Raw genomic sequence first — 23274 nt, forward strand, 5'->3', positions numbered from 1 at the left:
TTGTCAGTGCGACATGCGCTCCTTGGCTGAAATGTGCTCCACCATTTCGCCGAGGCGCTGTTCGGCGTAGTGGTTGCGCGCAATATCGCCCTGGCTGATGATGCCTACCAACTTGTGATCGCTGATGACAGGCAGGCGGCGCACCTGATGTTCCTCCATCATGGTGACGGCTTCGTCAACGTTGGCATCGGCGTCCACCCAGTACGGCTTACCGGTAGCGAGTTCGCTGGCGCGGACTTCCCTTGCATCCTTGCCTTCAGCCAAACACTTGACCACGATGTCGCGGTCGGTGATGAAGCCGGTGAGCTTGCCGTCGTGGCCGCAGATGGGAAGCGAACCGCAGTCCATATCCCTCATCAGCCTGGCGGCTTCCTGAAGAGTCTTATCCTCTTCGATGCACTGGGCATTGGTTGTCATGAATTCACGTACGGCACTCATGGGTCCTCCTTCATCGATTGGGGTTATCGACGCAGGGCCTCTCGGCACCGACGCCGATGATGCCAGCCTACGCTCGGCGGGTATCGGTGGCTAGGCGGTTTCGGCCCTTTGGGAGTCCATTTCAGTGCTGTTATTCGGCGATATCTTCAGCCCACAATTCGGGGTGTTCCTCTTGGAAAGTACGCATCATGTCCACGCACCGGGGGTCGTCCAGCACCATGACCTCCACGCCACGTGAACGCAGGAGATCGAATTCACCGGGGAAAGTTTCGGCCTCTCCAACCACTACCCGCGGGATCTTGAACTGGATGATGGTTCCCGTGCACATGGCACATGGCGCCAAGGTGGTGTAGAGCGTGGTGTCGCGGTAGCTTGTCTGACGCCCGGCAGCCCTCAGCGCGGACATTTCCCCGTGCGCGATCGGATCCCCATGCTGTACTCGTTCATTGTGTCCGCTGGCAATGACTTTCCCACCACGGGCCAATGCGGCGCCGATGGGAATGCCGCCCTCGCTGAGGCTCTTTTGTGCGGCTTGGTAGGCGGCTTCGAAACCGGGGTCCAGGGTGGGGTCTGTTTCAGTCATGAGGGCAGTCTAAAGTGGCTGCGATCCATATTGTCTGCGCCGTATATTGTCAGAGCCCGCTGATAGCTTGGCTGCAAGGGTTTATTCACGGCATGGAGAGGTAGGTGGGTCGCGGTGTTCTTTCTCGATCCTGAGATAGCGGGCGCCCCGCAGGACCTGGTGTTCTCGGCCAGCGACCTCGTTATCGCAGCCACGTGCGAGTACCAGTTACTCCGGAAACTCGACGAAAAACTGGGCCGCACGCCAAAGCCTGCTTTCGCAACGGATGCCATGTTGGAGCGCACCGCCAAGCTCGGCGACGTCCACGAACATCGGGTCCTTGATGACTACGTGGCTGAGTTCGGGCCGTGGAATGCGGCTACCAGGAAAGGCGTTTACGACGTCGTCCCCGCCACAGCGATGGACCGCGCCACCCTTTCGGCCAAGCACGCGGAATCCATCGACGCCCTGCGCTCCGGAGCGGACGTCGTCTTCCAAGCCGCTTTCTTCGACGGCCAGTTTCATGGCCGCTCCGACTTCCTGGTGAAGCGCCCCGGCGGGCAGTACGCCGTCTTCGACACCAAGCTCGCACGGCACGCCAAGGTCACGGCCCTCCTGCAGTTGGCCGCCTATGGCGATCAACTCATCCGCGCGGGAGTTACCCCGGACCCCACGGTCACCTTGGTGTTGGGCAACCGGGTCCACAGCGACCACCCCCTCGCGCAGATCCTTCCCGTTTTCAAGGAGCGCCGGGAACGCTTCCTTGGCATGACCGAGGCGCACGTTTCAGGGGCCGTACCCGTGGCATGGGGCGACTCCCGGTACTCCGCGTGCGGCCGCTGTGATTATTGCTCTGAGCAGGTCCGGTTGCATCGGGATCTCCTCATGGTGGCGGGTATGCGGGTCAGCCGGCGCAAGAAGCTGATCGAAGCCGGGGTCATCACCATTGATGAACTGGCTGCCCTCCCTGCAGCGGGCGATGCCACGTTGCTTCGGCTCCGTGAGCAGGCCCGGCTGCAGACCGGCACTGGCACCCCTGACGGCACGGTCAAGTACAAAGATAAATCCGGAGAAACCAAGGCCATCAGTTACAACGTGCTGCCGGACAACACCTTGGGCAGGCTACCTGCTCCGGACCCTGGCGACATCTTCTTCGACTTCGAAGGCGATCCCCTGTGGCAGGATCCTGTCACAGGAAAGTGGGGTCTCGAGTACCTGTTCGGTGTCATCGAAAATCCTGTGGAACCAGGGGCTGACCCCGTGTTCCGGCCCTTCTGGGCGCACTCCCGGGCCGAGGAGGGACAGGCTTTTGTGGACTTCCTGGACTATGTGGCCAAGCGGCGCGCCAGCTATCCCGGCATGCACATCTACCATTACGCCGCGTATGAGAAGACGGCCCTGAGGAACCTTTCCTTGACACATGTGGTGGGCGAATCCGCCGTCGACGACCTCCTGCGCCAAGGCGTCCTGGTGGACCTTTACGACACCGTCCGCCACAGCATCCGGATCTCCGAGAACTCGTACAGCATCAAGAAACTTGAACCGCTGTATATGGGGCAGCACCTGAGGTCAGGTGACGTGACCGACGCCGGCGCTTCCGTTGTTGCCTACGCTGACTACTGCACTGCCCGGGACATCGGGAACTCCGACCAAGCAGCTGTGATCCTCGAAGGCATCCGGGACTACAACGAGTATGACTGTCTCTCGACGCTGGAACTGCGCAACTGGCTCCTTGCCCGTGCCGCGGAGCGCTCCATCGTTACAGGTGGCGCGGACGAAGCGCCCCCAGCAGATACCGAATCGGATAACACCGAACCGGATCAGTATGAGGCGGCACCGGAAGAGAAAGCACTATTCGACTACCTCGCCGGATTGCCCGAGGACGAGAGAGCCACTCCCGATTCCCGAGCTATCGGCATCGTCGCCGCAGGCGTCGGGTATCACCGTCGCGAGGACAAGCAGCACTGGTGGGGACACTTCGACCGTTTGGAAAAACCAACCTCCCAGTGGCCTGACGAGCGCGACCTCTTCGTTGTCGACCACGCCGAACTGCTGCAGGACTGGGCAAAACCGACACCTCGGAGCAACCCTGCGCGGCTCGTGAAACTCTATGGCCGGTCCGGTGACGGCGCCGGACTGGAACCCGGCAAGAAATACTTCCGCATGTACGGCCCTCCTCTGCCGGACTCGCTCCAAGCGAAGGAATCCGCCGCGCTTGGCCGTGCAGGCTGGAACGGAACTTTGGTCACTGAGGTGGGGGACGACGAGGACTTCGAAACAGTCACCATCGCCGAAGGCCTTCGCAAGGACTCCACAGAGTTCAGCCAATTGCCCATGGCGCTTACTCCGGATCCGCCCATTGCCACCAACGGGCAGCGGGCAGCACTCGCGGCGTTGGCCACAAAGCTCAGTGCCTCGCTACCTTTGTGGCCCCGGGACTGTTCCTTGGATCTGGTGCGCAGGCAGCCACCAAAGCTTCGCTCACTGCCGGCTCTGCCCTCGGTCGACGCCGGACCGGATGGGTACATTGATGCCATCACAGCTGCAGTGGAGGACCTGGACAACTCCTATCTGGCCGTCCAAGGACCTCCGGGCAGCGGCAAGACGTACGTCGGCTCGCACGTCATCGCCCGTCTCGTCGCTGCCGGCTGGAAAGTTGGCGTCGTGGCCCAATCGCATGCAGTAGTGGAGAACATGCTCTGCGCTGCGGTGGACAAAGCTGGAGTGGATCCCAGACGCGTGGCTAAGGAAGTCAAACACGACGACCCCGTGCCGTGGACCCAGTGCGCCAAAGGTGATGTGGAAGAGCTGTTGTCCAAACCAGGTGGAGCCCTCATCGGCGGCACTGCCTGGACCATGGTGGGCAGCTCGGTTCCGGCGGGCTCGCTGGATCTCCTGGTCATCGACGAGGCAGGACAGTTCTCGTTGGCCAACACTATGGCCGTGAGCCGCGCAGCCAAGCGGCTTCTGCTTCTCGGGGATCCCCAGCAACTGCCTCAGGTCACCCAAGGCAAGCACCCCGAACCAGTGGACGAATCGGCTCTGGGCTGGTTGTCAGATGGTTTCAACACCTTGCCTGCCGAACTGGGCTACTTCTTGGCACTCTCGTGGCGAATGCATCCTGAGTTATGCAGCGCAGTTTCAGAACTTTCCTACGACAACAGGCTTGAGGCAGCACCCGCAGCCAAAGAACGCCACTTGGACGGTGCCGCGCCCGGTATCTCCTGCGTTTACGTCCCGCACACCGGCAACTCCACGTCCTCACCCGAGGAAGCCGCGGAGGTTGTCCGGCAGGTCCAAGCTCACGTTGGCCTCAGCTGGATCGACCCGTCACAGCCCACTGAAACACTCTCCGCTGAAACACTGCCCGCTGAAGGCCGGCCCTTGGAGGAGACCGACATCCTGGTGGTCGCCGCGTACAACGCCCAGGTTCAGCTGATCAAACACCATCTTCGTGGCGCCGGATTGGGCAAGGTCCGTGTGGGTACCGTGGACAAGTTCCAAGGCCAGGAAGCTCCCGTGGTCATCGTATCCATGGCAGCGTCTGCAGCCGGAGAGGTACCACGCGGCATGGAGTTCCTGTTGTCCCGGAACCGGATCAACGTGGCGGTGTCGCGCGGTCAGTGGCGTGCCGTCGTGGTTCGTTCACCCGAACTGACCAACTACCTGCCGACTCATCCCGAGGGTCTGGAGAACTTGGGCGGCTTCGTGGCCCTCTGCCAGCGGAGTTTTTGTACAGCTAACGCCCTCTAGAAGGCGTCTTAAGGGCATCTGCTGTACAAAAACTCAGGGCTTCGTCGAGGACCCGTCCGAAGTTGGCGGCGTCGTGGGCAAACCGGCCGAGGAAAAGCCCGGACACCCCGTCCAGCTGCGGCAACAGTCCAGGTTTGGCGGAGCCCCCGTAGATGACAGGAATCCCGGCCAATCCGTGCTGGGCCAACGATTCGCGCAGGGCAGCCACCACGCGGGAAACATACTCGGCCGAGGCAGGCTCAGGAGCACCGATCGCCCACACAGGTTCATACGCAATCACCAGTTGGGAGGCGACCGACCAGTCGCCCGAAACGGCTGCCTTGATGTGCAAAAACACCATGGCTGCAGCCGCCTCGGGTTCGAGGATTTCGGTCTCCCCCACGCACAGCAGCGGCGTCAGTCCGGCGTCGACGGCGGCACTCACCTTGAGCGCAATCATCGCCTCATCTTCACCGAAGTAGCGGCGTCGTTCTGCGTGGCCGATCTCCACGAGTCCAACGCCGAGCTCAGCAAGCATGGAGGGTGACACCTCGCCGGTCCACGGCCCGTCGGACCATCCACAGTTTTGCGCGCCCAGGACCAGCGGCGTTCCGGCAAGGAGCCGCGCTGCCTCGGGCAAAACCGGAAAGGACGGGATTACAAAGGGGACCACCCGCCCGGCCGCGAGGGCCGGGCGGGCGTCCACTTCAGCCACCAGCTGTTCCACCCATTCCAGGCTATGCGCGTAGCCCATGTACATCTTGGTGCTGACACCAATGAACACGGTGTCAGGAGCAGGTAGCATCACGGTTTACTTCCCCAACAGTTCGTCAGCCTTGTTGCTGAAGCGCTTGGTGCCGAACATCAGGAGAGCAGCAAGGAACGGCAGCACCCCCAGCGCGTAAACACCCATGGTGCCGGTGTCGGAGGCCGTGACCTCATTGACCGTGGTGCGAAGGATCGGGGCGACGAACCCACCCAGGTTGCCCAGCGAGTTGATCAGACCGATACCCGCAGCGGCGGCAGTGCCGGTAAGGAACGCCGTCGGATATGACCAGCAAATGGGACCTGTGGACAGGAAGCTGCACACCGCCAGCGTGATGAAGATGATCCCGAGTGCCGGCAGCTGGTTGGCGCCGGCCCATGCGGACCCGAAGATGCAGAGGCCGGTGGAGATGAACAATGCAGTACCCCAACGGCGGCGGCGTTCCACCGTGTTGGCGGCTTTGCCGATGAAGTAGCAGGCGAAGATGCCAAAGAACCACGGGATCGCGGCCAGGAGTCCGACGGCGATGCCCACCTTTTGGCCGGTCAGCTGTGCCACCTGCTGTGGCAGGTAGAACGTGACACCGTAGACCGCAACCTGCAGGCAGAAGTAGATGACAGTGAAGTACCAGACCCGGCCGTTGCGCATGGATGCCAGGACACCGCGTGGACCCGTTTCTTCCTTGACGGTGTCTTCGAGCGCCATGACGTCGGACAGGGCCCGTTTCTCCTCCTTGGTGAGGAATTTGGCATCCTGGGGGCTGTTGATGAGGAAGAAGTACGCCGCGATGCCGGCCAGGACTGCGAGCATGCCTTCTACGAAGAACATGACCTGCCAGCCTGCGACGCCCGGAACCTGGTCGCCGATGTTGATGAGCCAGCCGGACAGCGGTGCGCCCATCATCTGTGAGAACGGCTGGGCCAGGTAGAAGATGGCGAACATCTTCACGCGGACCTTGTTGGGGAACCACGCCGCCAGGAACATGATGACGCCCGGGAACAGGCCGGCCTCGGTGACGCCCAGCAGGAATCGAAGGATGATGAAGGATGTCTCACCCTGGACGAAAGCGAAGCAGGCCGAAACGATGCCCCACGTAATGGCGATGCGGGCGAGCCACACCTTCGCACCAAATTTGGTCAGCAACAGGTTGCTGGGGATCTCGAACAGGGCGTAGCCGATGAAGAAGATACCGGCGCCCAGCGCGTAAGCACCTGCGGTGATGCCCTTGTCCACTTCAAGTGCGGCTTCGGCGAAACCAACGTTGGTGCGGTCCAGGAAGGCCACGACGTACAGGATGACAAGCATTGGCATGAGCCGCCGCGATGCTTTGGAGATCGCCGATTTGAGGACCGGCGTGTCCAGCAACTCCTTAGTGGAATTGGTGGCAACAGACATTGAAACTCCTCTTTGAGTGACAGGAAATGACTAATGCAGCCGCGATCAGCGCGGGAAGAAGATGAGCACCATGCCCACTGCGCAGGCAAGGATGCCCACGGCAAGGTAGATCTTGCGTTCTCTTGACCAGGTCTTCATGGACGAGCCCTAGTGCATGTACAGTCCGCCATCCACATTCAGCGTTTGCCCGGAAATGTATCCGGAGTCCTCGCTGATGAGGAAAGCGATGGCGGCTGCGATGTCCCGGGTGGAGCCCACACGGTTCACGACAAGGTCCTTGGTGAGCTCATCTTTGCGTTCCTGGCTCAGCGTTCCGCCCATGATGTCGGTGTCGATGGGCCCGGGAGAGATGGCGTTGACGGTGATGTCGTACTCGCCAAGTTCGCGTGCCGTGGCGCGGGTCAATCCAATGACGCCTGCTTTGGCTACGGAGTACGGGGTTTTGGAGAACGTGCCGCCGCCGCGTTGGGCGGAAACGGAGGAGATGTTCACGATCCGCCCGATGCGGTTCTTGACCATAGACTCGGCCACACGGCGGGTGGCGTAGTGGACTCCGTTGAGGTTGATGTTCAGGACGCGGTCCCACTCGGCGGGTTCGAGTTCCAGGTAGCCAACGGGTGAGCTGACGCCGGCAACGTTGGCCAGCGCGACGATCTGCGGCAGCTCAGCCTCCAGCTCGTCGATGGCTGCGCGGACTTCGGCTTCGCTGGCTACGTTGGCGCCCACACCGTGGGCCTGCACACCATGTTCTGCGGCGATTTCCTTTGCTGCGATCTTGCAGGCGGCGTCATCAAGATCGATGATGCCGATGTTCCAGCCTTGCGCGGCCAGGTAGTTGACGGTGGCTCGGCCAATGCCGCGTTCGGAAACGGCGCCGGTGACAATCGCAGTGCGTTCTACGGGGAAAGTCATGTGTTTTCTCCTGAATGTCTTAGTTGATGGGGGCCGGGCCGAGCTCTTCAATGAGCTTCTGCATGGCGACGTAGGCCTTGTTGCGGTAGGCGATGAGTTCCGGAGTGCGCTCGGCGGGAACGTTGAGGAAGCCGGCGCCGGTCTTGGTGCCGAGCTTGCCTGCTTCCACGAGGTCCGAGAGGATCTTCGGCGTCGCGAAGCGTTCCGGGAATCCGGTCTGCAGCGACTTGTAGCAGAAGTTATAGACGTCCAAACCGGCCATATCCGCGATGGCGAACGGACCAAAGAACGGCAAGCGGAAGCCGAACGTCGTACGCACCAGGGTGTCGACGTCGTCCGCTGTTGCGATTCCCTGCTCCACCAGCTGGGCTGCCTCGTGGAAAAGCGCGTATTGCAGGCGGTTCAGCACGAAGCCGGTGACGTCCTTGACGACGGCGGTCTGCTTGCCTGCAGCGTGCACCAGCTCGCGCGACGCGGCCACGGTTGCGGCAGAAGTTTCAGCGTGAGGGATGATCTCGACGCCCGGAATGAATGGCGACGGGTTGGAGAAGTGCACGCCGAGGAAGCGCTCCGGATTGGTGACGGCCTCGGCAAGGGCAGCGATGGAGATGGTGGACGTGTTGGAGCCGATCACGGCGTCCGGGCGGGCTGCGGCGCTGATCCGGGCCAAGGACTGATGCTTGATTTCCAGCACCTCCGGAACGCACTCCTCAATGAAGTCCGCATCCGACACGGCTTCTTCGATGTCCTTGGCTGCCCATAGGTTCTGCTTCAGGATCTCGGTGGCACCTTCAGGGAAAAGCCCATCCGCGATGAACTGGTCCGACTCCACCAGCAGGCGGTCGAAGTTCTTCTGCGCTACCTCGGCAGAAACATCGGCAAGCGCAACACGCGCGCCACCGAGCGCCAGCACCTGGGCGATGCCGCCGCCCATGTATCCGGACCCGACGACGGCGATCTTCCGGGCTGCGTTGCTCGGGTTTCCTTCGGTTGTTTCGGAAATTGTCATGATCAGACTGCCTTCGTGTAGTCGGGCTCGTACGAGCAGATGGCGTCCACCTTGGCGGCGGAGGATGAGTTTTGATCGAAGCGGTGGTCGAGCCACTCCCCTACGAGCTTTTTGGCCAGTTCCAAGCCAATCACCCGCTGGCCCAGCGTCAGGACCTGGGCATTGTTGCTCAGGACGGACCGTTCCACGGAGTAGCTGTCGTGGGCGGTAACCGCGCGGATTCCGGGGACCTTGTTGGCGGCAATCGCAACACCCAATCCCGTGCCGCAGATCAACAAGGCCCGGTCAGCTTCGCCCTCAGCCACCTTGCGGGCGGCATCGACGGCGACGTGCGGGTAGGCCGTGGAGTCGTTGAAGCCAACGCCGACGTCCGTCACGGAAGCCACGCGCGGGTCCGCTTCCAGCAGGGCAAGGAGTGCCTGCTTGTACTCGACACCGGCTTCATCGTTGCCGACGACGATGCGCCAGCCGTGGTTGTTGCTCATGCTTGGGCTCCGTTTCCGGCCGCTGCCGCTGAAGAAGCGGTGGCCAGTTGTGAATCGATAAATTGCGAGATCCTGGCGGCGATCAACCCAAAGGACACCGCACCCGGATCAGGGTGCCCGATGCTCTTTTCCGCGAGCGGTCGCGCCCGGCCCTTGAGCGGCCGAAGTTCAGCTGTCTTCGCTGCAGCGGACTCGGCTGCCGCAGCGGCAACTGCCAGGGCCCGGTCAACGGGAGTACCGCCGTCGAGTTCTGTGAGGAAGGTGTCCCGGAACGGCAGGAGCGCGTCCACCATGGTCTTGTCCCCGGGATCCGCTTTGCCGAGTTCGGTGATGGCCCGCACGAAGGCGTCCACAGCGGCGGCCGCGTCCTCCGAGGTGTAGCTTTCACGGTTCCCGAGCGACTGCCCGGCCGCGATGACTGCCGAACCCCACAGCGCCCCGGACGTCCCGCCGGCCCGCTCGCTCCAAGCTTCCCCGGCTGCTGTCAGAACGCGCGCAACGGAAGCACCTTCGGCGCCTTCGCTTGCGGCGGCGGCAGCATCGACGCCGCGCCGCATGCCGATGCCGTGGTCACCATCGCCGGCGATCGCGTCCAGCTTGCCGAGTTCCTCTTCATGTTCGACGACGACGTCCCGCACCTGGGCGAGGATGGCCACGGCCTGCCGCCCGAGTTCAGCCGCTGCCGGGGTGGGCTGCTCGACGTCGGCGGTTTCGGCGTCGTCGATTGCTGCCTCGGCGCGTGGCGCGCGGGGCGCCATGCTGCCCTTGCGGAACGCCGGGGTGTCAGCCGGTGCAGCCCAGTACTGCTCAAGTTCATCGTCCAACCACAGCAATGTCAGGGAGAGCCCGGACATGTCCAGGCTGGTCACCAGCTCACCGCACTCGGGCTCCACCACGGTGAGGCCTGCCGCCGTCAGTAGTTTCTCGATCTTGCCGAACAGGAGGAAGAGTTCGTCATACTTCACCGTGCCAAGGCCGTTGACGATAGCCACCACGCGGTCCGCGGCGTCCTCAGGTTTGTCCGCGAGCAGCTTGGTGACCAGCAGCTCCGCCAGCTCGGATGCGGTGGGCATCGGGTGCTCGGAAATTCCGGGTTCGCCGTGAATCCCCAGGCCCAATGACATCTGCCCTGCAGGAACATGGAACAGCGGATCCTTGGCGCCGGGAAGCGTGCAGCCGTCAAAGGCCACACCCAGCGAACGGGTCCGGTAGTTGGTCTTGATGGCCAGACGCTCGACGGCGTCAAGGTCCAGTCCCGCTTCGGCGGCGGCGCCGGCAATCTTGAAAACGGTGAGGTCCCCCGCGATGCCGCGGCGCTTCTCGAGCTGCTCGATCGGAGCGCTGGCGATGTCGTCCGTGACGGTGACAGTGCGGGTTTCGATGCCCTCAGCGTTGAGCCGGAGCTGCGCCTGGCCGAAGTGCAACACGTCGCCGGCGTAGTTGCCGTAACTGAGCAGCACTCCACCACCGGCGTTGGCCGCCTTCGCTACACGGTAAACCTGGCCGGCCGCCGGGGAGGCGAACATGTTGCCGCACGCCGAACCCGTTGCAAGGCCTGGGCCTACCAGCCCGGCGAAGGCCGGATAGTGTCCCGAGCCGCCACCAACCACCAGGGCAACCTGGCCGGAGGGGACTTCCGTGGAGCGGACCACACCGCCGTCAACGCGTGCGACGTAGCCACGGTTGGCAGCCACGAAGCCGTCCAGCGCGTCATCGGCAAAGTCTGCCGGGTTGTCGAAAATCTGTGTCATTTCCTAGACTCCTGCGAGCTGCGTTGCCGGTACTTGGCGCCCCTGGGCTACCTGGCTCTGGCCGAGCTCATAGCCGTCGGTCTTGGGCAGGACGTGCCGGCGGAGGTAGTCCTGGTTGCTTGCCGTGACACTGAGGCCATCGCCGCCGTAGTGCTCGGTGCAAAGAATGCCTTGGAAGCCGACGGAAACCGCAAACTTGAAGGCCTCGCGGTAGTTGATAAGGCCGCTTTCCATGGGCGCCGGCATGGTGATGTAGCTGTCCCGGGCCACGTCTTCGTCCCGGATGTAGTTCTTCATGTGCCAGTAGTTGGAGTACGGCAGGGTCTTTGCCACCATCTCGCGCCAGTCCTCGATGGGCCGGTGCAAACGGATCAGGTTGCCAAGGTCCGGGTTCAGGCCAACGTTGTCCAGGCCGATGTCCTGGACCAGTTGCACTGAGGAGTCAGCGGTTCCGAGGTACGTGTCTTCGTACATTTCCAGGGAGAGGAGGACGCCGGCCTCGGCCGCATGCTTCCCAAGTTCCCGGATGCGGGAGACGGCGTTGCCCCACGCTTCCTTGTCCCCCACCGGGTCCTTGTAACCCTCGACGGTCCAGAACCACAGCTGCTTCTGCTGCTCAGGGGTGATGGCCTGGTGAAGTCCGAAGGACACTACTTCACATCCCAGCTCCGCAGCGGCGTCGATGGTGCGGTGGCTGTAGGCGAGGTTGTCGGCCCAGTCCGTGGCATGGATGACGCTGCGGCGGATGGCGGAGATCACCGGCACGCCAATGCCCACTTCATCAGCGGTCTGCTTGAATTCGGCAAGTCGTTCCTTGCTGAGGTCGCCCGGGCGAACCCAGCTATCGGTGAGGTCTGCGTTAGCGAAACCGGCATCCTTGACTTCCTGGAGGACGGCGGCCCAAACGGAAGCATCGGCGTCGTTGACCTGCTGCCCTGCGGCATCCGTGCCGGGGAACTGCAGGAGGGCCGCGGTGATGGGCCAATTCTCGGCGGTGTACGCCATGATGATCACTCCTTCGTGGAATCCTGTTTCCTATAGGATTTACGAACGATGGAACGCTGTCAACCCTTTTGCGAAACTTCCTAGATCCTATATGTCTTACATATATGATGTGAAGGGGATCACTTTGGCTGTCGATGTGGGCGCGGGGCGCACCACTTGCCGCCAAACGCCCCCGTAACCACTGGTGCGCCGGGCGGAAACGGGCGCGCCTCAGGAGGAGTGCCGGGCCTAGTCCTCCGGCGCGTCTGCCATCGCTCGGCCGCGCACCTTCTGGACGTGATCCACCATCATGGAAGCGGCCCTTTCCGGGTCCCCGCTGATCATGGCGTCCAGGACGGCCTGGTGCTCAGCGATCGCTTGCTCGGCGTCGGTGATGCCCACTCCCCCAAACAGTCGGAAGCGTTGGATCTGCCCGCCCAGCGTGTTGTAGGCGGCTAGCAGAAATTGGTTGCTGGCTTGCGCGGCGATGAGTTGGTGGAAGCGCTCATCGGCTTCCAGGTAACTGCGGTACTCCGCAAACGACCCCCCACGGGGAGCAGTTTTCAGGTCCTCCACAGCTTGCTTCAGAGCGTCAAGACCGTCGGGGGTCATCCGCGAACAGGCCAATCGGGCGTTGACCGGCTCAATGGACAACCGGGCCTCCATGAGTTCGGCAAAGTCCTCGCGGGTGAACACGGGTGCCACACGGTAGCCCTTTAGCGCCACACGCCGCACCATTCCCGTGTGCTCCAAACGGGCCAACGCTTCCCGCACCGGCGTCGGCGAAACGTCGAGTTCGCGAGCCATCCCGTCGATGCTCACCGCTGCCCCGGGCTCCAACCGACCATCCATGAGCCACTCGAGGAGGGCTTCGTATACATGGTCGGCCAGCACTTGGCGGCTGACAGGAAAGCCAGCGCGGGCAACGGACGGGGAAGGTTCAGCCATGGCACAAATCCTATAGGAATGCACGCGCCGGGCGAGGCAGCGGTCCTGTCACATTCCCCAACTATCTAGCATGTGTGGTTGTTATCAAGGCTCAGAACAACCACTAGTGCCAGACAGTTGGGCGAGCACGGGTTAAACCACGACGTCGGCGCCCAGGCGGGTGCCGACGTCGTGGTCTATCTTGGGGTGCTGCGCTTTAGTTCGAGTAGAACGGGTAGTCCGTGTAGCCCTCGGCGCCGTCTGCGTAGAAGGTGGAGGCGTCCGGCTCGTTGAGCGGCAGGCTTTCACGCCAGCGGCGGGCGAGGTCCGGGTTGGCAATGGCGGGGCGGCCCACCACTACGGCGTCGGCAAGGCCGTCTTCGATGATGGCGAAAGCTTCGTCACGGGTAGTGATTTCGCTGAAGCCGGTGTTCACCAGGAACGTGCCGTTGAAACGCTCGCGGAGACCCTGGACCAAGGCACTCTTGGGGTCATGGTGGAGGATGCTCAGGTAGGCCAGGTTCAGTGGTGCGATGGTATCCACCAAAACCTCGTAGGTTGCGCGGACGTCGGCGGCGTCTGTCTCGGCAATTCCCTGCACATTGTGCTCGGGGGAAATGCGGATGCCTACGCGGTTTGCGCCGAGCGCCTCCACCACGGCGTTGACTGTCTCGATCACGAAGCGGGCCCGGTTCTCCGGGGAGCCGCCGTAGCTGTCAGTGCGCACGTTGGAGTTGGGCGCAAGGAACTCGTGCAACAGGTAGCCGTTGGCGGAGTGAAGCTCAACGCCGTCGAAACCTGCCTCAATGGCGTTCGTGGAGGCGGTGACAATTTCCTGGATAACTCCCGGGAGCTCGTCGGTGCGGAGTTCGCGCGGTACCGGGTAAGCCTGCTTGCCGTTGGGCGTGCGAACTTCACCTTCGATGGCGACGGCGCTGGGGCCGACGATCTCGTGGCCACTGGTGATATCGGCGTGCGAAACGCGCCCGCCGTGCATGATCTGGGCAAAGATGCGGCCGCCCGCAGCGTGAACAGCGTCGGTGACCTTCTTCCAGCCTGCGATTTGCTCCTCCGTGACGAGCCCCGGCTGTCCCGGGTATGACTGGCCGGCGGGCGTGGGATAGGTGCCCTCGCTAACGATCAAGCCGAGGGAAGCCCGCTGCCGATAATGCTCAGCGATCAATGAACCCGGCACCCCGTTCTGACCCGCGCGGAGGCGCGTCAGGGGCGCCATCACCAGTCGGTTGGAAAGTTCAAGCTCGCCGAGGGCCAGAGGGGAAAACAGCATGCGCAGTTCCTTTCAGATTGAATCACGTTCATCCTGCGCAACTGTATGGCGTCTGCAACTATTCCGAAGGAGGCGCAGATCACATGCCAAAGTAGCTGGCAGTAGCGGTAGTTCTGACGCTTCAAAACAACCGCTACTGCCAGTTAGTTGGGCCGTATCACTCCGGCTTGATGTTCTTCAGTGCGTCTTCGAAGCACTCGCAAAGCGCCAGCACCGCCACTAGGTGCGCTTCTTCGGCATGTGGCGGATCGGTGTCGATGCAGATGGCTTCATTTACCGACTGTGCGAGGTCCTTGGATTCCTTGCCGGTCAGTGCCCATAAGCGTGCACCTTGCGCCTTCGCGGCGGCGGCAGCCTCCCGGAGTTCGTCGGTGATCCCTTTCGCGGCGAGCAGGACCACGATGTCACCCCGGCGAACCTGTTTGGATACCTGCTCGCTCATGCTTCCGGCGGAGCCGTCAGAACCAGCCGCGGCCTTGGTGATGGAGATGGCTTTGAACCCCGAACCGCTCACGGGATCGTGGGCATTCAGTTCGGATGTGAACCTCTGCGCCTCGTGGGAGGATCCGTCGCTGCCTGCGGCGAAAACACTCCCGCCGCGCAACCTGACACGAGCCAGTTCCTCGCCCCACTCGGCAAGCCGCGAAGATTCCCGGCGCAGTGCTGCCACAGCCGGCCCGATCTCGCCTAAGTGCCCCAAAACCACATCGACTGCATGCCTGTTGGCCTTCGTCTCAGTGGCGCGCATCGCCTGACCTGTTCGCCTCACCACGATACTCACTTCCTGCCTCCGTTTCTTCGCTGAAACTATAGGTTCCTGTCACCCTCACGCGTCGAGCCGTCACGTGGTGTGCCCTCGCGCCCGCTGCGGTCCCTGGTGAGACGCTCACCCTCGGCGACATGGGAGCGATCGCGGTCCGCGTCATGTGAGCGGTTCGCGTCCTGTGAGTAGTCCGCGTCCTGTGAACGGTTCGCGTCCTGTGAACGGTTTGCGTCCTGTGAACGGTTTGCGTCCTGTGAACGGTCCGGGTTCGTCTTCGGGTCCAGTTTGTCCGCATGGCGAAGTTGTTCTTCGACGCGCGCGTGGGCTTCGTTGGCCTTCTCGGCGTGGCGTTCCGCGTCCTTTCGGAGTCGTTCCGCCTCGACTTCGGCCTGCAGCGCGTGGGCCTCCGCCTGTGCTGATTCGGCCTTCGCCTGGTGTGCGCCGATGGCTTCCTCAGCCGCCTTCTCGCGCAACTCTTCGGCGCGGTGGCGGTTGACCTCAGCCTTTTTACGACGCCCCACAACAACTGCGACAATCACAGCGGCGATGACGACGACGGCCAGCACGATAATAAGTACCAGTTGTCCTGTATCCATGTGGATTACCTCCCTGGTGAGCGGCTTCTGTGGGCGCCGCTCGTGGCCCACGCTGTGCTTGGTACCTCTGGTGTACCCCGCTGGGGCAACCTCGAAACGGTGCGGGCCTTTCAGGCGGGCAGCTCCATTCGGAAGCCACAACGGCTTTGGATAACGCGATCACTCCTCGGTCAGCTCTGCCCGAAAACTCTCTCCCTCCATCAGCTTAACACCATCAATCAGGGTACTTACTAGTTTCAGCTCCCCGTCGCTTCCGGTTGCTCCCTGGCGCGCTTCTCTTCCGGAGTCTCACCGCTTTCGTCCGGGATGAACGTGGGGTCCAGTTCGGTGGTGAAATCGCCCGTTCCGGCCTCACCGCTGTCATGCTCGACGGCGGCAGGCACCTCAGGCTCCGAGGCTTTGGACGGCGTCACTTCAGCTTCGTTCGGTTGGTCGCTCATGGCCTCAATCTAAGCCCGCCCCTTGGCGGTGTCGAGGGGCCGGGCAGCCTTGTGCGCCCGCGCTATCTCTGCTTCGCTGGGAGGGTCTCCAGCAGCGAGGGACCCAGCCAGCCGTAACGCAGGGAGAACCAATCGTGAAAGCAGTGACATGGCAGGGCCGGCGTTCGCTCAGCGTCGAAGACGTCCCGGACCCCTCCATCCAGGAACCCACGGACGCGATTGTCCGGATTACCTCCACAGCCATTTGCGGCTCCGACCTCCACCTCTATGAGGTGCTGGGCCCCTACATGCATAAGGGCGACGTCATCGGCCACGAGCCCATGGGAATCGTGGAGGAGGTGGGCTCTGAAGTCCACCGGCTGAAGAAGGGCGACCGCGTTGTAGTGCCGTTCAACATCTCTTGCGGGCATTGCTATATGTGTAACCAAGGCCTTCAGTCGCAATGTGAAACCACGCAGGTGACAGCGAAGGGATCAGGGGCGGCACTTTTCGGCTACTCCGAACTTTATGGCTCGGTCCCGGGCGGGCAGGCGCAATATCTGCGTGTTCCCTTCGCAGACTACGGCCCCGTCAAAGTCGATTCGGATGCTCCGGATGAGCGTTACCTGTTCCTCTCGGACATCCTGCCCACAGCGTGGCAGGCAGTTGAGTATGCGAACGTGCCGGAGGGTGGCACGCTTGCTGTGCTCGGGCTCGGTCCCGTGGGCCAGTTCGCCGCGAGGATTGGCGTCCACAAGGGCTTCAGGGTGATTGGCGTAGACCCGGTCCCGGAGCGCCGCGCGATGGCGGAGACGCATGGCATAGAGACCATGGACTACAGCTCCCACGTCGCCGAGCAGATCCGTGAGCAGACGCTGGGCCGCGGCCCGGACTCCGTGGTGGACGCCGTGGGTATGGAAGCTCACGGATCCCCGGTGGCATCTTTCCTTCACCGGGCGGTCTCTTTGCTCCCGGACAAGCCGGCGCAGGTCGCCATGGAAACCATGAGCGTTGACCGGCTTGCCGCGCTTCACACCGCGGTGGACCTGGTGCGACGAGGCGGGACCATTTCACTAAGCGGCGTGTACGGCGGACAGGCCGATCCGATGCCCCTCATGACCATGTTCGACAAGCAAATCCAGCTCCGCATGGGTCAATGCAATGTTCGCAGTTGGATTGACGATCTACTCCCCTTGGTGGAGGACGACGCCGATCCGCTGGGGGTCATGCATCTGGTCACCCACACGGGAGGACTGGATGAGGCACCGGCCCTCTACGAGAAGTTCCAGAAGAAGCAGGACGGCTGCATCAAAGTGGTGCTCAAGCCCTGACACATCCCCGGACGTCAGAGTCCACTAGGCCAGGTGCTTTCCGCCGGTCACCCCAATGACTGATCCTGAAATGTAGCTGGATTCTTCGGTGGCCAGCAGCACGTAGGTGGCGGCGAGTTCGGCAGGCTGCCCCGCCCTGCCCAGCGGGGTGTCCTGACCGAACTTCTCGATCTTTTCCGCGGGCTGCGTGGGCGGTTGCAGGGGTGTCCATACAGGACCCGGCGCCACTGCATTGACCCTGATCCCCTTGGGTCCGAGTGATTCTGCCAGGGAGAAGGTCATGCTGTTGATGGCCGCCTTGGTGGCTGCATAGTCCATCAGCGACGGACTGGGATGGTAGCCCTGAATGGAAGAAGTGTTGATGATCGCGGCGCCGGGCTTCAGGTGCGGCAAGGCGGCCTTGGTGAGCCAGAACAGCGCATAGACGTTGGTTTTGAAAGTCCGATCGAACTGTTCGCTGCTCAGGTCCTCCATGCCCTGCGCGGTGGTCATCTGGAAGCCCGCGTTGTTCACCAGGACGTTGAGGCCATCGAATTCGGCCACGGTCTGGGCGATGACTTCTTGGCAGAACTCTTCGTCCTGCAAGTCGCCCGGCAATGCCAAGGCCCTGCTGCCGGCGTCTTCGATGAGCTGGACGGTCTGCTCGGCGTCCTGTTCTTCTTCGGGCAGGTAAGTGAACGCGACATCTGCGCCTTCGCGGGCATAGGCAATGGCTACTGCCCTGCCGATCCCACTGTCGCCACCAGTGATCAATGCCCGCATGCCCATCATGCGGTGATGTCCCACATAGCTTTGCTCGCCGTGATCAGGCCTCGGGTTCATCGCCTCCGTCCATCCGGGATAGTCCTGTGTCTGCGGCTCAAATTCTTGGGACGGATACTTGGTTCTCGGATCTGTCTCGCCCTCGGGATCGTCCGGGGTGTTGATGACGTGGTTCACCAGCGCCATGGCGATGTCCTCGTCGAGCTCGGTTTGCTCCGTGTCTTCGTTGCGGGTCTCCTCAGCCATGATCTCAGTGTAAGCACCCTTACGATTCGTGGGAGATGTTCAGGAAGTACCCAGAATTGCTCGTTAGCCTAGCAATCGTCAGTGTTGGATTACATCGAAGGAGGGCCCATGGGACTCGGAGACAAGATCAGCAACAAGGCGCAGGAAGTCACCGGCAAGGCGAAGGAAGCCTTGGGTGACGCCACGAACAACCAGAAGCTGCAGGCCGAAGGTGTCGCTGACCAAGCGGCTGCCAAGACCAAGCAGGCCGGCGAGAACGTCAAGGACACCGCGAAGGACGCCTTCGACAAGTAGGCCGCAGCACACTAAACACACAGCGCAACGCCCCGGCTCCCCCAATGGAAGCCGGGGCGTTCACGTAAACCCAAGCAGGTGCTGTCCCGCAGTTGGGTTGGGGGACTACTTCTGTGCCGGGAGTACCAACTCGCCCGACTTGTCCGTAGACAAGGCGAGGGACGAGATGTACTGGGGTTCGCCGTCGGGCCCGTCCTGGGCTGAGCGGAGCATGTCCGGGCGTTCGAATTCAAGCCCGGTAACGTGGCAGAGGAGCTTCTGGTCGCTCGGGTTACCGTCGGCGTCGAACATGGGCAGGTCGATGCCGTCGTCGGTCCGGCGAAGGTAGTAGCGGCCTCGCGTCACCAGAGCCAACACAGGCGGCAGCACCAAGGCCAGGCCCACGGCGAAGATCGGCGAGAACGGTTGGACCGCTGCACCGAATGCCCCGAAGAACACTGCAATGGACACCCCGGCAGAGACGAGCATGGACACGAAGCCCACCGGGTTCACGGCGTAGAGCATCCCGCGGCGGAATTCCGGGACCTTGGGCGAAATCTTCAGCAGGTACTTATTGATGGCTATGTCCGAGGCCACCGTGACAACCCAGGCCATGGCGCAGTTGGCGTAGAAGCCCAGGATCGTGTTGAGGAACTCGAACATGTTCGATTCCATGAGGATCAGCGCGATGACCAGGTTGACCACCACGAACACCATGCGGCCCGGGTAGGTTTTGGTGATGCGAGTGAAGGAGTTGGTCCAGGCGAGCGATCCGGAGTAGGCGTTGGTGACGTTGATCTTGATCTGCGAGATGACCACCAGCACCACGGCCAGGGTCATGGCGAGCCAGGCCGGCATCATCTCTTCGTAGACGCCCAGGAACTGGTGAACCGGCTCATTTGCGGAAGAAGCGGCTGCGGGGTCGAGCTTGGCGATGAGGTAGATCGCAATGAACAGGCCAATGATCTGTTTGATGGCACCGAAGATGACCCAGCCTGGTCCGGCGAGGATCACTGCGCGCCACCAAGCACCCTTGTTTTCGGCGGTCTTGGGCGGCATGAAGCGAAGGTAGTCGATCTGCTCCGCGATCTGCGCCATGAGGGACAAGCAGACACCTGCGGCCAGCATCACCGAAGCCAGGTTGGGGCCGCCTTCGCCGGAAGCACCCGTGAAAGCGAAGAAGGCATCGATGCTCTCGGGATGGGACAGCAGCAGGTAGCCCACGGGAACCACCATGAGCAGCAACCACAGGGGCGTGGTCCACACCTGCAAGGTGGCCAAGGTTTTCATCCCGTAGATCACCAGCGGAATGATGATGATGGTGGACACCGCATAGCCGATCCACTGCGGAATGCCGAGGCCCAGCTGCAGCCCTTGGGCCATGATGGAGCCCTCAAGCGCGAAGAAAATAAACGTGAAGGTGGCAAAGATGATGTTGGTGACCACCGAGCCGTAGTAGCCAAAGCCCGAACCCCGGGTGATGAGGTCCAGGTCAATGTTGTAGCGGGCTGCATAGTAGGCCAGCGGGAATCCTGTGGCGAAGATGATCACTGCCGCCACGATGATGCCAAAGATCGCGTTCACTGTTCCATAGGCGATGCCGATGTTCGCGCCGATCGAGAAGTCGGCCAGGTATGCGATGCCACCCAGGGCACTGGTCGCCACCACACCGGCGCTCCATTTCCGGTAGGACCGCGGGGCGAACCGGAGCGTGTAATCTTCCAGGCTCTCTTTCGCGGCGCTCATCGCGTCGGCGTTGCCTGCCGCCGGTAGGCCCGTAGTACCGATTCCGACGGCGGTGCCTCCCGCCGTCGTCGGTTCCAGTGTGGCGGTGCTCGCCTTGTCGTCGGTCATTCGTCGTCGCTTTCGTCGGGGACTTTGCCTCGCCCACGACGCTAGTCACGCAGCGCGTCAATTCAGTCACGTCCATGTTTCGCAGCTGTAACTTCTGCACCAGCTGCCCCGTGCGTTCAAGTCCAAAATCAACCAGCTCCGTTTGTGTGCACCCCACAAAATTGCCCGTCACCAGCACGGATACCGTCAAGGACATGACCACCCATACAACCCAAGCACCCCGGGAAACCTCCTCCTACGCCATCCTGGAAACCGCCCGCGAGCAGGTCCTCGAACGGGGCGAAGGCCTGAACGAATCCCAACTCATCCACATCCTGGAGCTCCCCGACGACGCCATCCCGGAAGCCCTGCAACTCGCCCACGAGGTTCGCCTCAAGTACTGCGGCGAGGACGTGGAAGTGGAAGGCATCATCTCCATCAAGACCGGCGGCTGCCCCGAGGACTGCCATTTCTGCAGCCAGTCCGGCCTGTTCGACTCCCCCGTTCGTGGTGTGTGGCTGGACATCCCCGAGCTGGTCAAAGCAGCCAAGGAGACCGCCGCCACGGGTGCCACGGAGTTCTGCATCGTCGCCGCAGTCCGTGGCCCGGACATCAAGCTCATGAACCAGATCAAGTTCGCGATTGACCGCATCAACGAGGAAGTGGACATCAACATCGCGTGTTCCTTGGGCATGCTCACGCAGCGCCAGGTGGACCAGCTGGCCGAGTGGGGCGTGCACCGCTACAACCACAACCTGGAAACGGCCCGGAGCTACTTTCCCGAGGTCGTCACCACCCACAGCTATGAGGAACGCCTGGAAACTTGCGCCATGGTCAAAGCCGCCGGAATGGAACTGTGCTGCGGTGCGCTGATCGGAATGGGCGAGTCGCTGGCGCAACGGGCTGAACTCGCCGCGCAGCTCGCCGCCCTTGAACCGCATGAGGTTCCACTGAACTTCCTCAACCCACGCCCCGGCACGCCGTTGGAGAACCAAGGCATCATGGACGGCAAGGACGCCCTCCGTGCCATCGCCGCGTTCCGGCTCGCGATGCCGCGCACGGTGCTCCGCTACGCCGGCGGCCGTGAACTGACCCTCGGCGACCTCGGCACCCGGGAGGGACTGCTCGGCGGCATCAACGCCGTGATCGTGGGCAACTACCTCACTACTCTGGGCCGCCCCGCCAATGCCGACCTCAACCTCCTGGTGGAGCTCAACATGCCCATCAAGGAATTCCAGAAGTCACTGTGACCACCGCAGTTTCACAGCAATTCTGCGGGCACTGCGGTGGCGAAGGCGGTGACGGTGCCTACGGTGGTGACGGCCCGACGTCGAACGCCCACCACAGCTGCCAACAGCGCCTGGCGATGGAGCCACCGCGCTTTTGCCCACAGTGCCGACGCCGCATGAAAGTGCAGGTAACGCCCTTGGGGTGGACGGCTGAATGCTCCCGGCACGGGAGGCTGATGTCATGAGCTCGCTGATCGATCGCGACCGGGCCACGTTGTGGCACCCGTACGCGCCGGCCTCGGCAACGCTGCCGCTCTGGGAAGTAGAAGCCGCCGACGGCGTGGCGCTGCGACTCCGTAACGAACAGGGGCGGACGCATGAGGTGCTGGACGCGATGTCGTCGTGGTGGTCGGTGATCCACGGCTACCGGAACCCCATCATGGACGCCGCCATCCAACGCCAGCTCAGTACTTTCAGCCACGTGATGTTCGGTGGGCTCACGCACCAACCAGCTGTGGAACTCGCGGAAACCCTGTTGGCCATGGCACCGGGCGAACCGGGCCGACGCTTGGAACGAGTGTTCCTGGCAGATTCCGGTTCCATCTCCGTGGAGGTCGCCCTCAAACTGGCAGTGCAGTTCCAAACGGCCAGTGGACTGCCCAAACGGCAGCGCTTCCTGACGATCCGCGGCGGCTATCACGGTGACACCTTCGCGGCCATGGGCGTGTGCGATCCCGTGGACGGCATGCATTCCTCATTTCCGGGGTTGTTGGCCGGCAATGTCTTCGCCCCGCGTCCGCCTGCGGCGGCAACGGCCACCGCAGCAGCCATGGAGCAGTGGCGGGCCGCAGTGGAAGAGCTGGCCCAGCTCCATTCCAACGAACTCGCCGCGATCATCGTGGAGCCAATGCTCCAAGGTGCGGGGGGCATGTTCATGTACCCGGCCGAGTGTGTTCGGATCCTGCGCGGGATCGCGGACCACCACGGTTTGCTGCTGATCCTGGACGAGATCGCCACGGGATTCGGGCGAACCGGCAAGCTCTTCGCCGCGCAGCACGCGGGGGTCGTCCCGGACATTCTGTGCGTCGGCAAGGCCCTGACCGGCGGTTACCTCACCCTCGCTGCGACGCTGTGCACGGGCGACGTTGCCCGCACGGTTTCCGCAGGCGAGGCGGGGGCTCTCCTGCACGGGCCAACTTTCATGGCCAATCCCCTGGCGTGCGCCGCGGCAAACGCAAGCCTGGGCATCCTTGCGACGGGTGGCTGGAGCACGGACGTGGCGCGCGTCGGTGCCGCTCTCACGGCAGGCCTGGCTCCGGCAGTGAAGCTCGACGCCGTTGCGGACGTTCGTACCTTCGGCGCCGTGGGGGTCATTGAGCTAACTGACGCCGTGGATGTCACTGTGGTGACTCGCGCCGCCGTGAAACACGGGGCGTGGGTACGCCCGTTCAGGAACCTCGTCTACGCGATGCCGCCGTATATCAGTACCGCTGCCGAAGTGGGCATGATGGCCGCTGCGATGGTGGCTGCCGTAGAGGAAACCTCCAACCAGCGGGTGGCTGCGTGAGCGCCG

At 62.7% G+C, this 23274-nt stretch carries 22 protein-coding genes; 6 read left to right on the top strand and 16 right to left on the bottom strand.

The annotated features are described in order from the left end of the window. Positions 1-3 precede the first annotated feature (3 nt). Together AC1RJY_RS01880 and AC1RJY_RS01885 are read right to left on the bottom strand one after the other, a co-directional pair. Positions 4-438 carry a CBS domain-containing protein gene (locus AC1RJY_RS01880; RefSeq protein WP_011773846.1) on the bottom strand — a complete coding sequence of 145 codons (435 nt, stop codon included), beginning with the start codon at positions 436-438 and terminating at the stop codon, positions 4-6. A gap of 130 nt (positions 439-568) precedes the next feature. Next, a complete protein-coding gene (locus AC1RJY_RS01885) occupies positions 569-1021 on the bottom strand; it encodes a nucleoside deaminase (protein WP_498601110.1) in 453 nt (150 codons plus the stop codon). 114 nt (positions 1022-1135) lie between these two features. Here AC1RJY_RS01885 and AC1RJY_RS01890 point away from each other — a divergent pair, with 114 nt between their 5' ends. Beyond that, complete coding sequence (locus tag AC1RJY_RS01890) at positions 1136-4753, top strand: TM0106 family RecB-like putative nuclease (RefSeq protein WP_498601111.1); 3618 nt, start codon at positions 1136-1138, stop codon at positions 4751-4753. Here the strand turns inward: AC1RJY_RS01890 and AC1RJY_RS01895 are convergent. The 12 genes from AC1RJY_RS01895 to AC1RJY_RS01950 all read right to left on the bottom strand — a co-directional run bounded on the left by AC1RJY_RS01895 (position 4740) and on the right by AC1RJY_RS01950 (position 16048). Then, positions 4740-5537, bottom strand: coding sequence for a triose-phosphate isomerase family protein (locus tag AC1RJY_RS01895; RefSeq protein WP_498601249.1), 798 nt, complete (start codon positions 5535-5537; stop codon positions 4740-4742). The genes AC1RJY_RS01890 and AC1RJY_RS01895 overlap by 14 nt on opposite strands. 6 nt (positions 5538-5543) lie before the next feature. Further along, positions 5544-6893, bottom strand: coding sequence for an MFS transporter (locus AC1RJY_RS01900; protein WP_011773842.1), 1350 nt, complete (start codon positions 6891-6893; stop codon positions 5544-5546). 147 nt (positions 6894-7040) lie between these two features. Further along, positions 7041-7805, bottom strand: coding sequence for an SDR family NAD(P)-dependent oxidoreductase (locus AC1RJY_RS01905; protein ID WP_498601113.1), 765 nt, complete (start codon positions 7803-7805; stop codon positions 7041-7043). A 19-nt stretch (positions 7806-7824) separates the two neighbouring features. Next, the gene (locus tag AC1RJY_RS01910) at positions 7825-8814 is read right to left on the bottom strand and encodes a 3-hydroxyacyl-CoA dehydrogenase family protein (protein WP_014920984.1); all 990 of its coding nucleotides are present in this window, start codon (positions 8812-8814) and stop codon (positions 7825-7827) included. Between the two features lie 2 nt (positions 8815-8816). After that, entirely contained in the window at positions 8817-9299 is a 483-nt protein-coding gene (locus AC1RJY_RS01915; protein ID WP_014920983.1) for a ribose-5-phosphate isomerase, read from the bottom strand. Continuing rightward, on the bottom strand, positions 9296-11050 hold the full coding sequence (dhaL, locus tag AC1RJY_RS01920) for a dihydroxyacetone kinase subunit DhaL (RefSeq protein ID WP_014920982.1): 1755 nt from the start codon (positions 11048-11050) through the stop codon (positions 9296-9298). The genes AC1RJY_RS01915 and dhaL overlap by 4 nt, the downstream gene beginning before the upstream one ends. Positions 11051-11053: 3 nt before the next feature. Next, positions 11054-12055: a sugar phosphate isomerase/epimerase family protein gene (locus tag AC1RJY_RS01925; RefSeq protein WP_210064461.1), complete on the bottom strand. Its 1002-nt coding sequence runs from the start codon at positions 12053-12055 to the stop codon at positions 11054-11056. A gap of 228 nt (positions 12056-12283) precedes the next feature. Beyond that, on the bottom strand, positions 12284-12982 hold the full coding sequence (locus AC1RJY_RS01930) for a GntR family transcriptional regulator (RefSeq protein WP_011773835.1): 699 nt from the start codon (positions 12980-12982) through the stop codon (positions 12284-12286). Positions 12983-13178: 196 nt separating this feature from the next. Beyond that, positions 13179-14249 carry an alkene reductase gene (locus AC1RJY_RS01935; protein WP_011773834.1) on the bottom strand — a complete coding sequence of 357 codons (1071 nt, stop codon included), beginning with the start codon at positions 14247-14249 and terminating at the stop codon, positions 13179-13181. Between the two features lie 157 nt (positions 14250-14406). Further along, positions 14407-15030, bottom strand: a complete 624-nt coding sequence (locus AC1RJY_RS01940; RefSeq protein ID WP_238324528.1) for an SIS domain-containing protein — start codon at positions 15028-15030, stop codon at positions 14407-14409. A gap of 26 nt (positions 15031-15056) precedes the next feature. Further along, entirely contained in the window at positions 15057-15608 is a 552-nt protein-coding gene (locus tag AC1RJY_RS01945; protein WP_498601116.1) for a hypothetical protein, read from the bottom strand. Between the two features lie 236 nt (positions 15609-15844). Beyond that, positions 15845-16048 carry a hypothetical protein gene (locus AC1RJY_RS01950; protein WP_011773831.1) on the bottom strand — a complete coding sequence of 68 codons (204 nt, stop codon included), beginning with the start codon at positions 16046-16048 and terminating at the stop codon, positions 15845-15847. Between the two features lie 134 nt (positions 16049-16182). On the opposite strand from AC1RJY_RS01950, the gene AC1RJY_RS01955 reads away from it, so the two are divergent. Next, the gene (locus tag AC1RJY_RS01955) at positions 16183-17358 is read left to right on the top strand and encodes a zinc-dependent alcohol dehydrogenase (RefSeq protein WP_498601118.1); all 1176 of its coding nucleotides are present in this window, start codon (positions 16183-16185) and stop codon (positions 17356-17358) included. 24 nt (positions 17359-17382) lie between these two features. On the opposite strand, the gene AC1RJY_RS01960 is transcribed toward AC1RJY_RS01955, so the two are convergent. Further along, positions 17383-18366, bottom strand: coding sequence for an SDR family oxidoreductase (locus AC1RJY_RS01960; RefSeq protein WP_043805856.1), 984 nt, complete (start codon positions 18364-18366; stop codon positions 17383-17385). 108 nt (positions 18367-18474) lie between these two features. Between AC1RJY_RS01960 and AC1RJY_RS01965 the strand changes: the two genes are divergently transcribed. Further along, complete coding sequence (locus AC1RJY_RS01965) at positions 18475-18660, top strand: CsbD family protein (RefSeq protein WP_011773828.1); 186 nt, start codon at positions 18475-18477, stop codon at positions 18658-18660. Positions 18661-18765: 105 nt separating this feature from the next. Here AC1RJY_RS01965 and AC1RJY_RS01970 read toward each other — a convergent pair whose 3' ends face one another. Then, entirely contained in the window at positions 18766-20493 is a 1728-nt protein-coding gene (locus AC1RJY_RS01970) for a purine-cytosine permease family protein (protein ID WP_498601119.1), read from the bottom strand. Positions 20494-20687: 194 nt separating this feature from the next. On the opposite strand from AC1RJY_RS01970, the gene bioB reads away from it, so the two are divergent. From bioB to bioA, 3 genes are all read left to right on the top strand, one after another. Then, positions 20688-21722, top strand: a complete 1035-nt coding sequence (bioB, locus tag AC1RJY_RS01975) for a biotin synthase BioB (protein ID WP_498601121.1) — start codon at positions 20688-20690, stop codon at positions 21720-21722. Between the two features lie 116 nt (positions 21723-21838). Continuing rightward, the gene (gene bsaP / locus AC1RJY_RS01980) at positions 21839-21946 is read left to right on the top strand and encodes a biotin synthase auxiliary protein BsaP (RefSeq protein WP_498601250.1); all 108 of its coding nucleotides are present in this window, start codon (positions 21839-21841) and stop codon (positions 21944-21946) included. Further along, positions 21943-23268 carry an adenosylmethionine--8-amino-7-oxononanoate transaminase gene (gene bioA, locus AC1RJY_RS01985; protein ID WP_498601123.1) on the top strand — a complete coding sequence of 442 codons (1326 nt, stop codon included), beginning with the start codon at positions 21943-21945 and terminating at the stop codon, positions 23266-23268. The genes bsaP and bioA overlap by 4 nt, the downstream gene beginning before the upstream one ends. The last annotated feature ends 6 nt before the right edge of the window (positions 23269-23274 follow it).

This window comes from Arthrobacter sp. GW822-FHT05G07, from assembly GCF_058799755.1.

Coding starts and splice junctions, on each gene's coding strand:
- AC1RJY_RS01960 (WP_043805856.1), bottom strand. CDS start 18,366: ATGGCTGAGGAGACCCGCAACGAAGACACGGAGCAAACCGAGCTCGAC.
- AC1RJY_RS01925 (WP_210064461.1), bottom strand. CDS start 12,055: ATGGCGTACACCGCCGAGAATTGGCCCATCACCGCGGCCCTCCTGCAG.
- AC1RJY_RS01900 (WP_011773842.1), bottom strand. CDS start 6,893: ATGTCTGTTGCCACCAATTCCACTAAGGAGTTGCTGGACACGCCGGTC.
- AC1RJY_RS01965 (WP_011773828.1), top strand. CDS start 18,475: ATGGGACTCGGAGACAAGATCAGCAACAAGGCGCAGGAAGTCACCGGC.
- AC1RJY_RS01935 (WP_011773834.1), bottom strand. CDS start 14,249: ATGCTGTTTTCCCCTCTGGCCCTCGGCGAGCTTGAACTTTCCAACCGA.
- AC1RJY_RS01905 (WP_498601113.1), bottom strand. CDS start 7,805: ATGACTTTCCCCGTAGAACGCACTGCGATTGTCACCGGCGCCGTTTCC.
- bsaP (WP_498601250.1), top strand. CDS start 21,839: ATGGAGCCACCGCGCTTTTGCCCACAGTGCCGACGCCGCATGAAAGTG.
- AC1RJY_RS01885 (WP_498601110.1), bottom strand. CDS start 1,021: ATGACTGAAACAGACCCCACCCTGGACCCCGGTTTCGAAGCCGCCTAC.
- bioA (WP_498601123.1), top strand. CDS start 21,943: ATGAGCTCGCTGATCGATCGCGACCGGGCCACGTTGTGGCACCCGTAC.
- AC1RJY_RS01950 (WP_011773831.1), bottom strand. CDS start 16,048: ATGAGCGACCAACCGAACGAAGCTGAAGTGACGCCGTCCAAAGCCTCG.
- dhaL (WP_014920982.1), bottom strand. CDS start 11,050: ATGACACAGATTTTCGACAACCCGGCAGACTTTGCCGATGACGCGCTG.
- AC1RJY_RS01910 (WP_014920984.1), bottom strand. CDS start 8,814: ATGACAATTTCCGAAACAACCGAAGGAAACCCGAGCAACGCAGCCCGG.
- AC1RJY_RS01945 (WP_498601116.1), bottom strand. CDS start 15,608: ATGGATACAGGACAACTGGTACTTATTATCGTGCTGGCCGTCGTCGTC.
- AC1RJY_RS01880 (WP_011773846.1), bottom strand. CDS start 438: ATGAGTGCCGTACGTGAATTCATGACAACCAATGCCCAGTGCATCGAA.
- AC1RJY_RS01915 (WP_014920983.1), bottom strand. CDS start 9,299: ATGAGCAACAACCACGGCTGGCGCATCGTCGTCGGCAACGATGAAGCC.
- bioB (WP_498601121.1), top strand. CDS start 20,688: ATGACCACCCATACAACCCAAGCACCCCGGGAAACCTCCTCCTACGCC.
- AC1RJY_RS01930 (WP_011773835.1), bottom strand. CDS start 12,982: ATGGCTGAACCTTCCCCGTCCGTTGCCCGCGCTGGCTTTCCTGTCAGC.
- AC1RJY_RS01970 (WP_498601119.1), bottom strand. CDS start 20,493: ATGACCGACGACAAGGCGAGCACCGCCACACTGGAACCGACGACGGCG.
- AC1RJY_RS01895 (WP_498601249.1), bottom strand. CDS start 5,537: ATGCTACCTGCTCCTGACACCGTGTTCATTGGTGTCAGCACCAAGATG.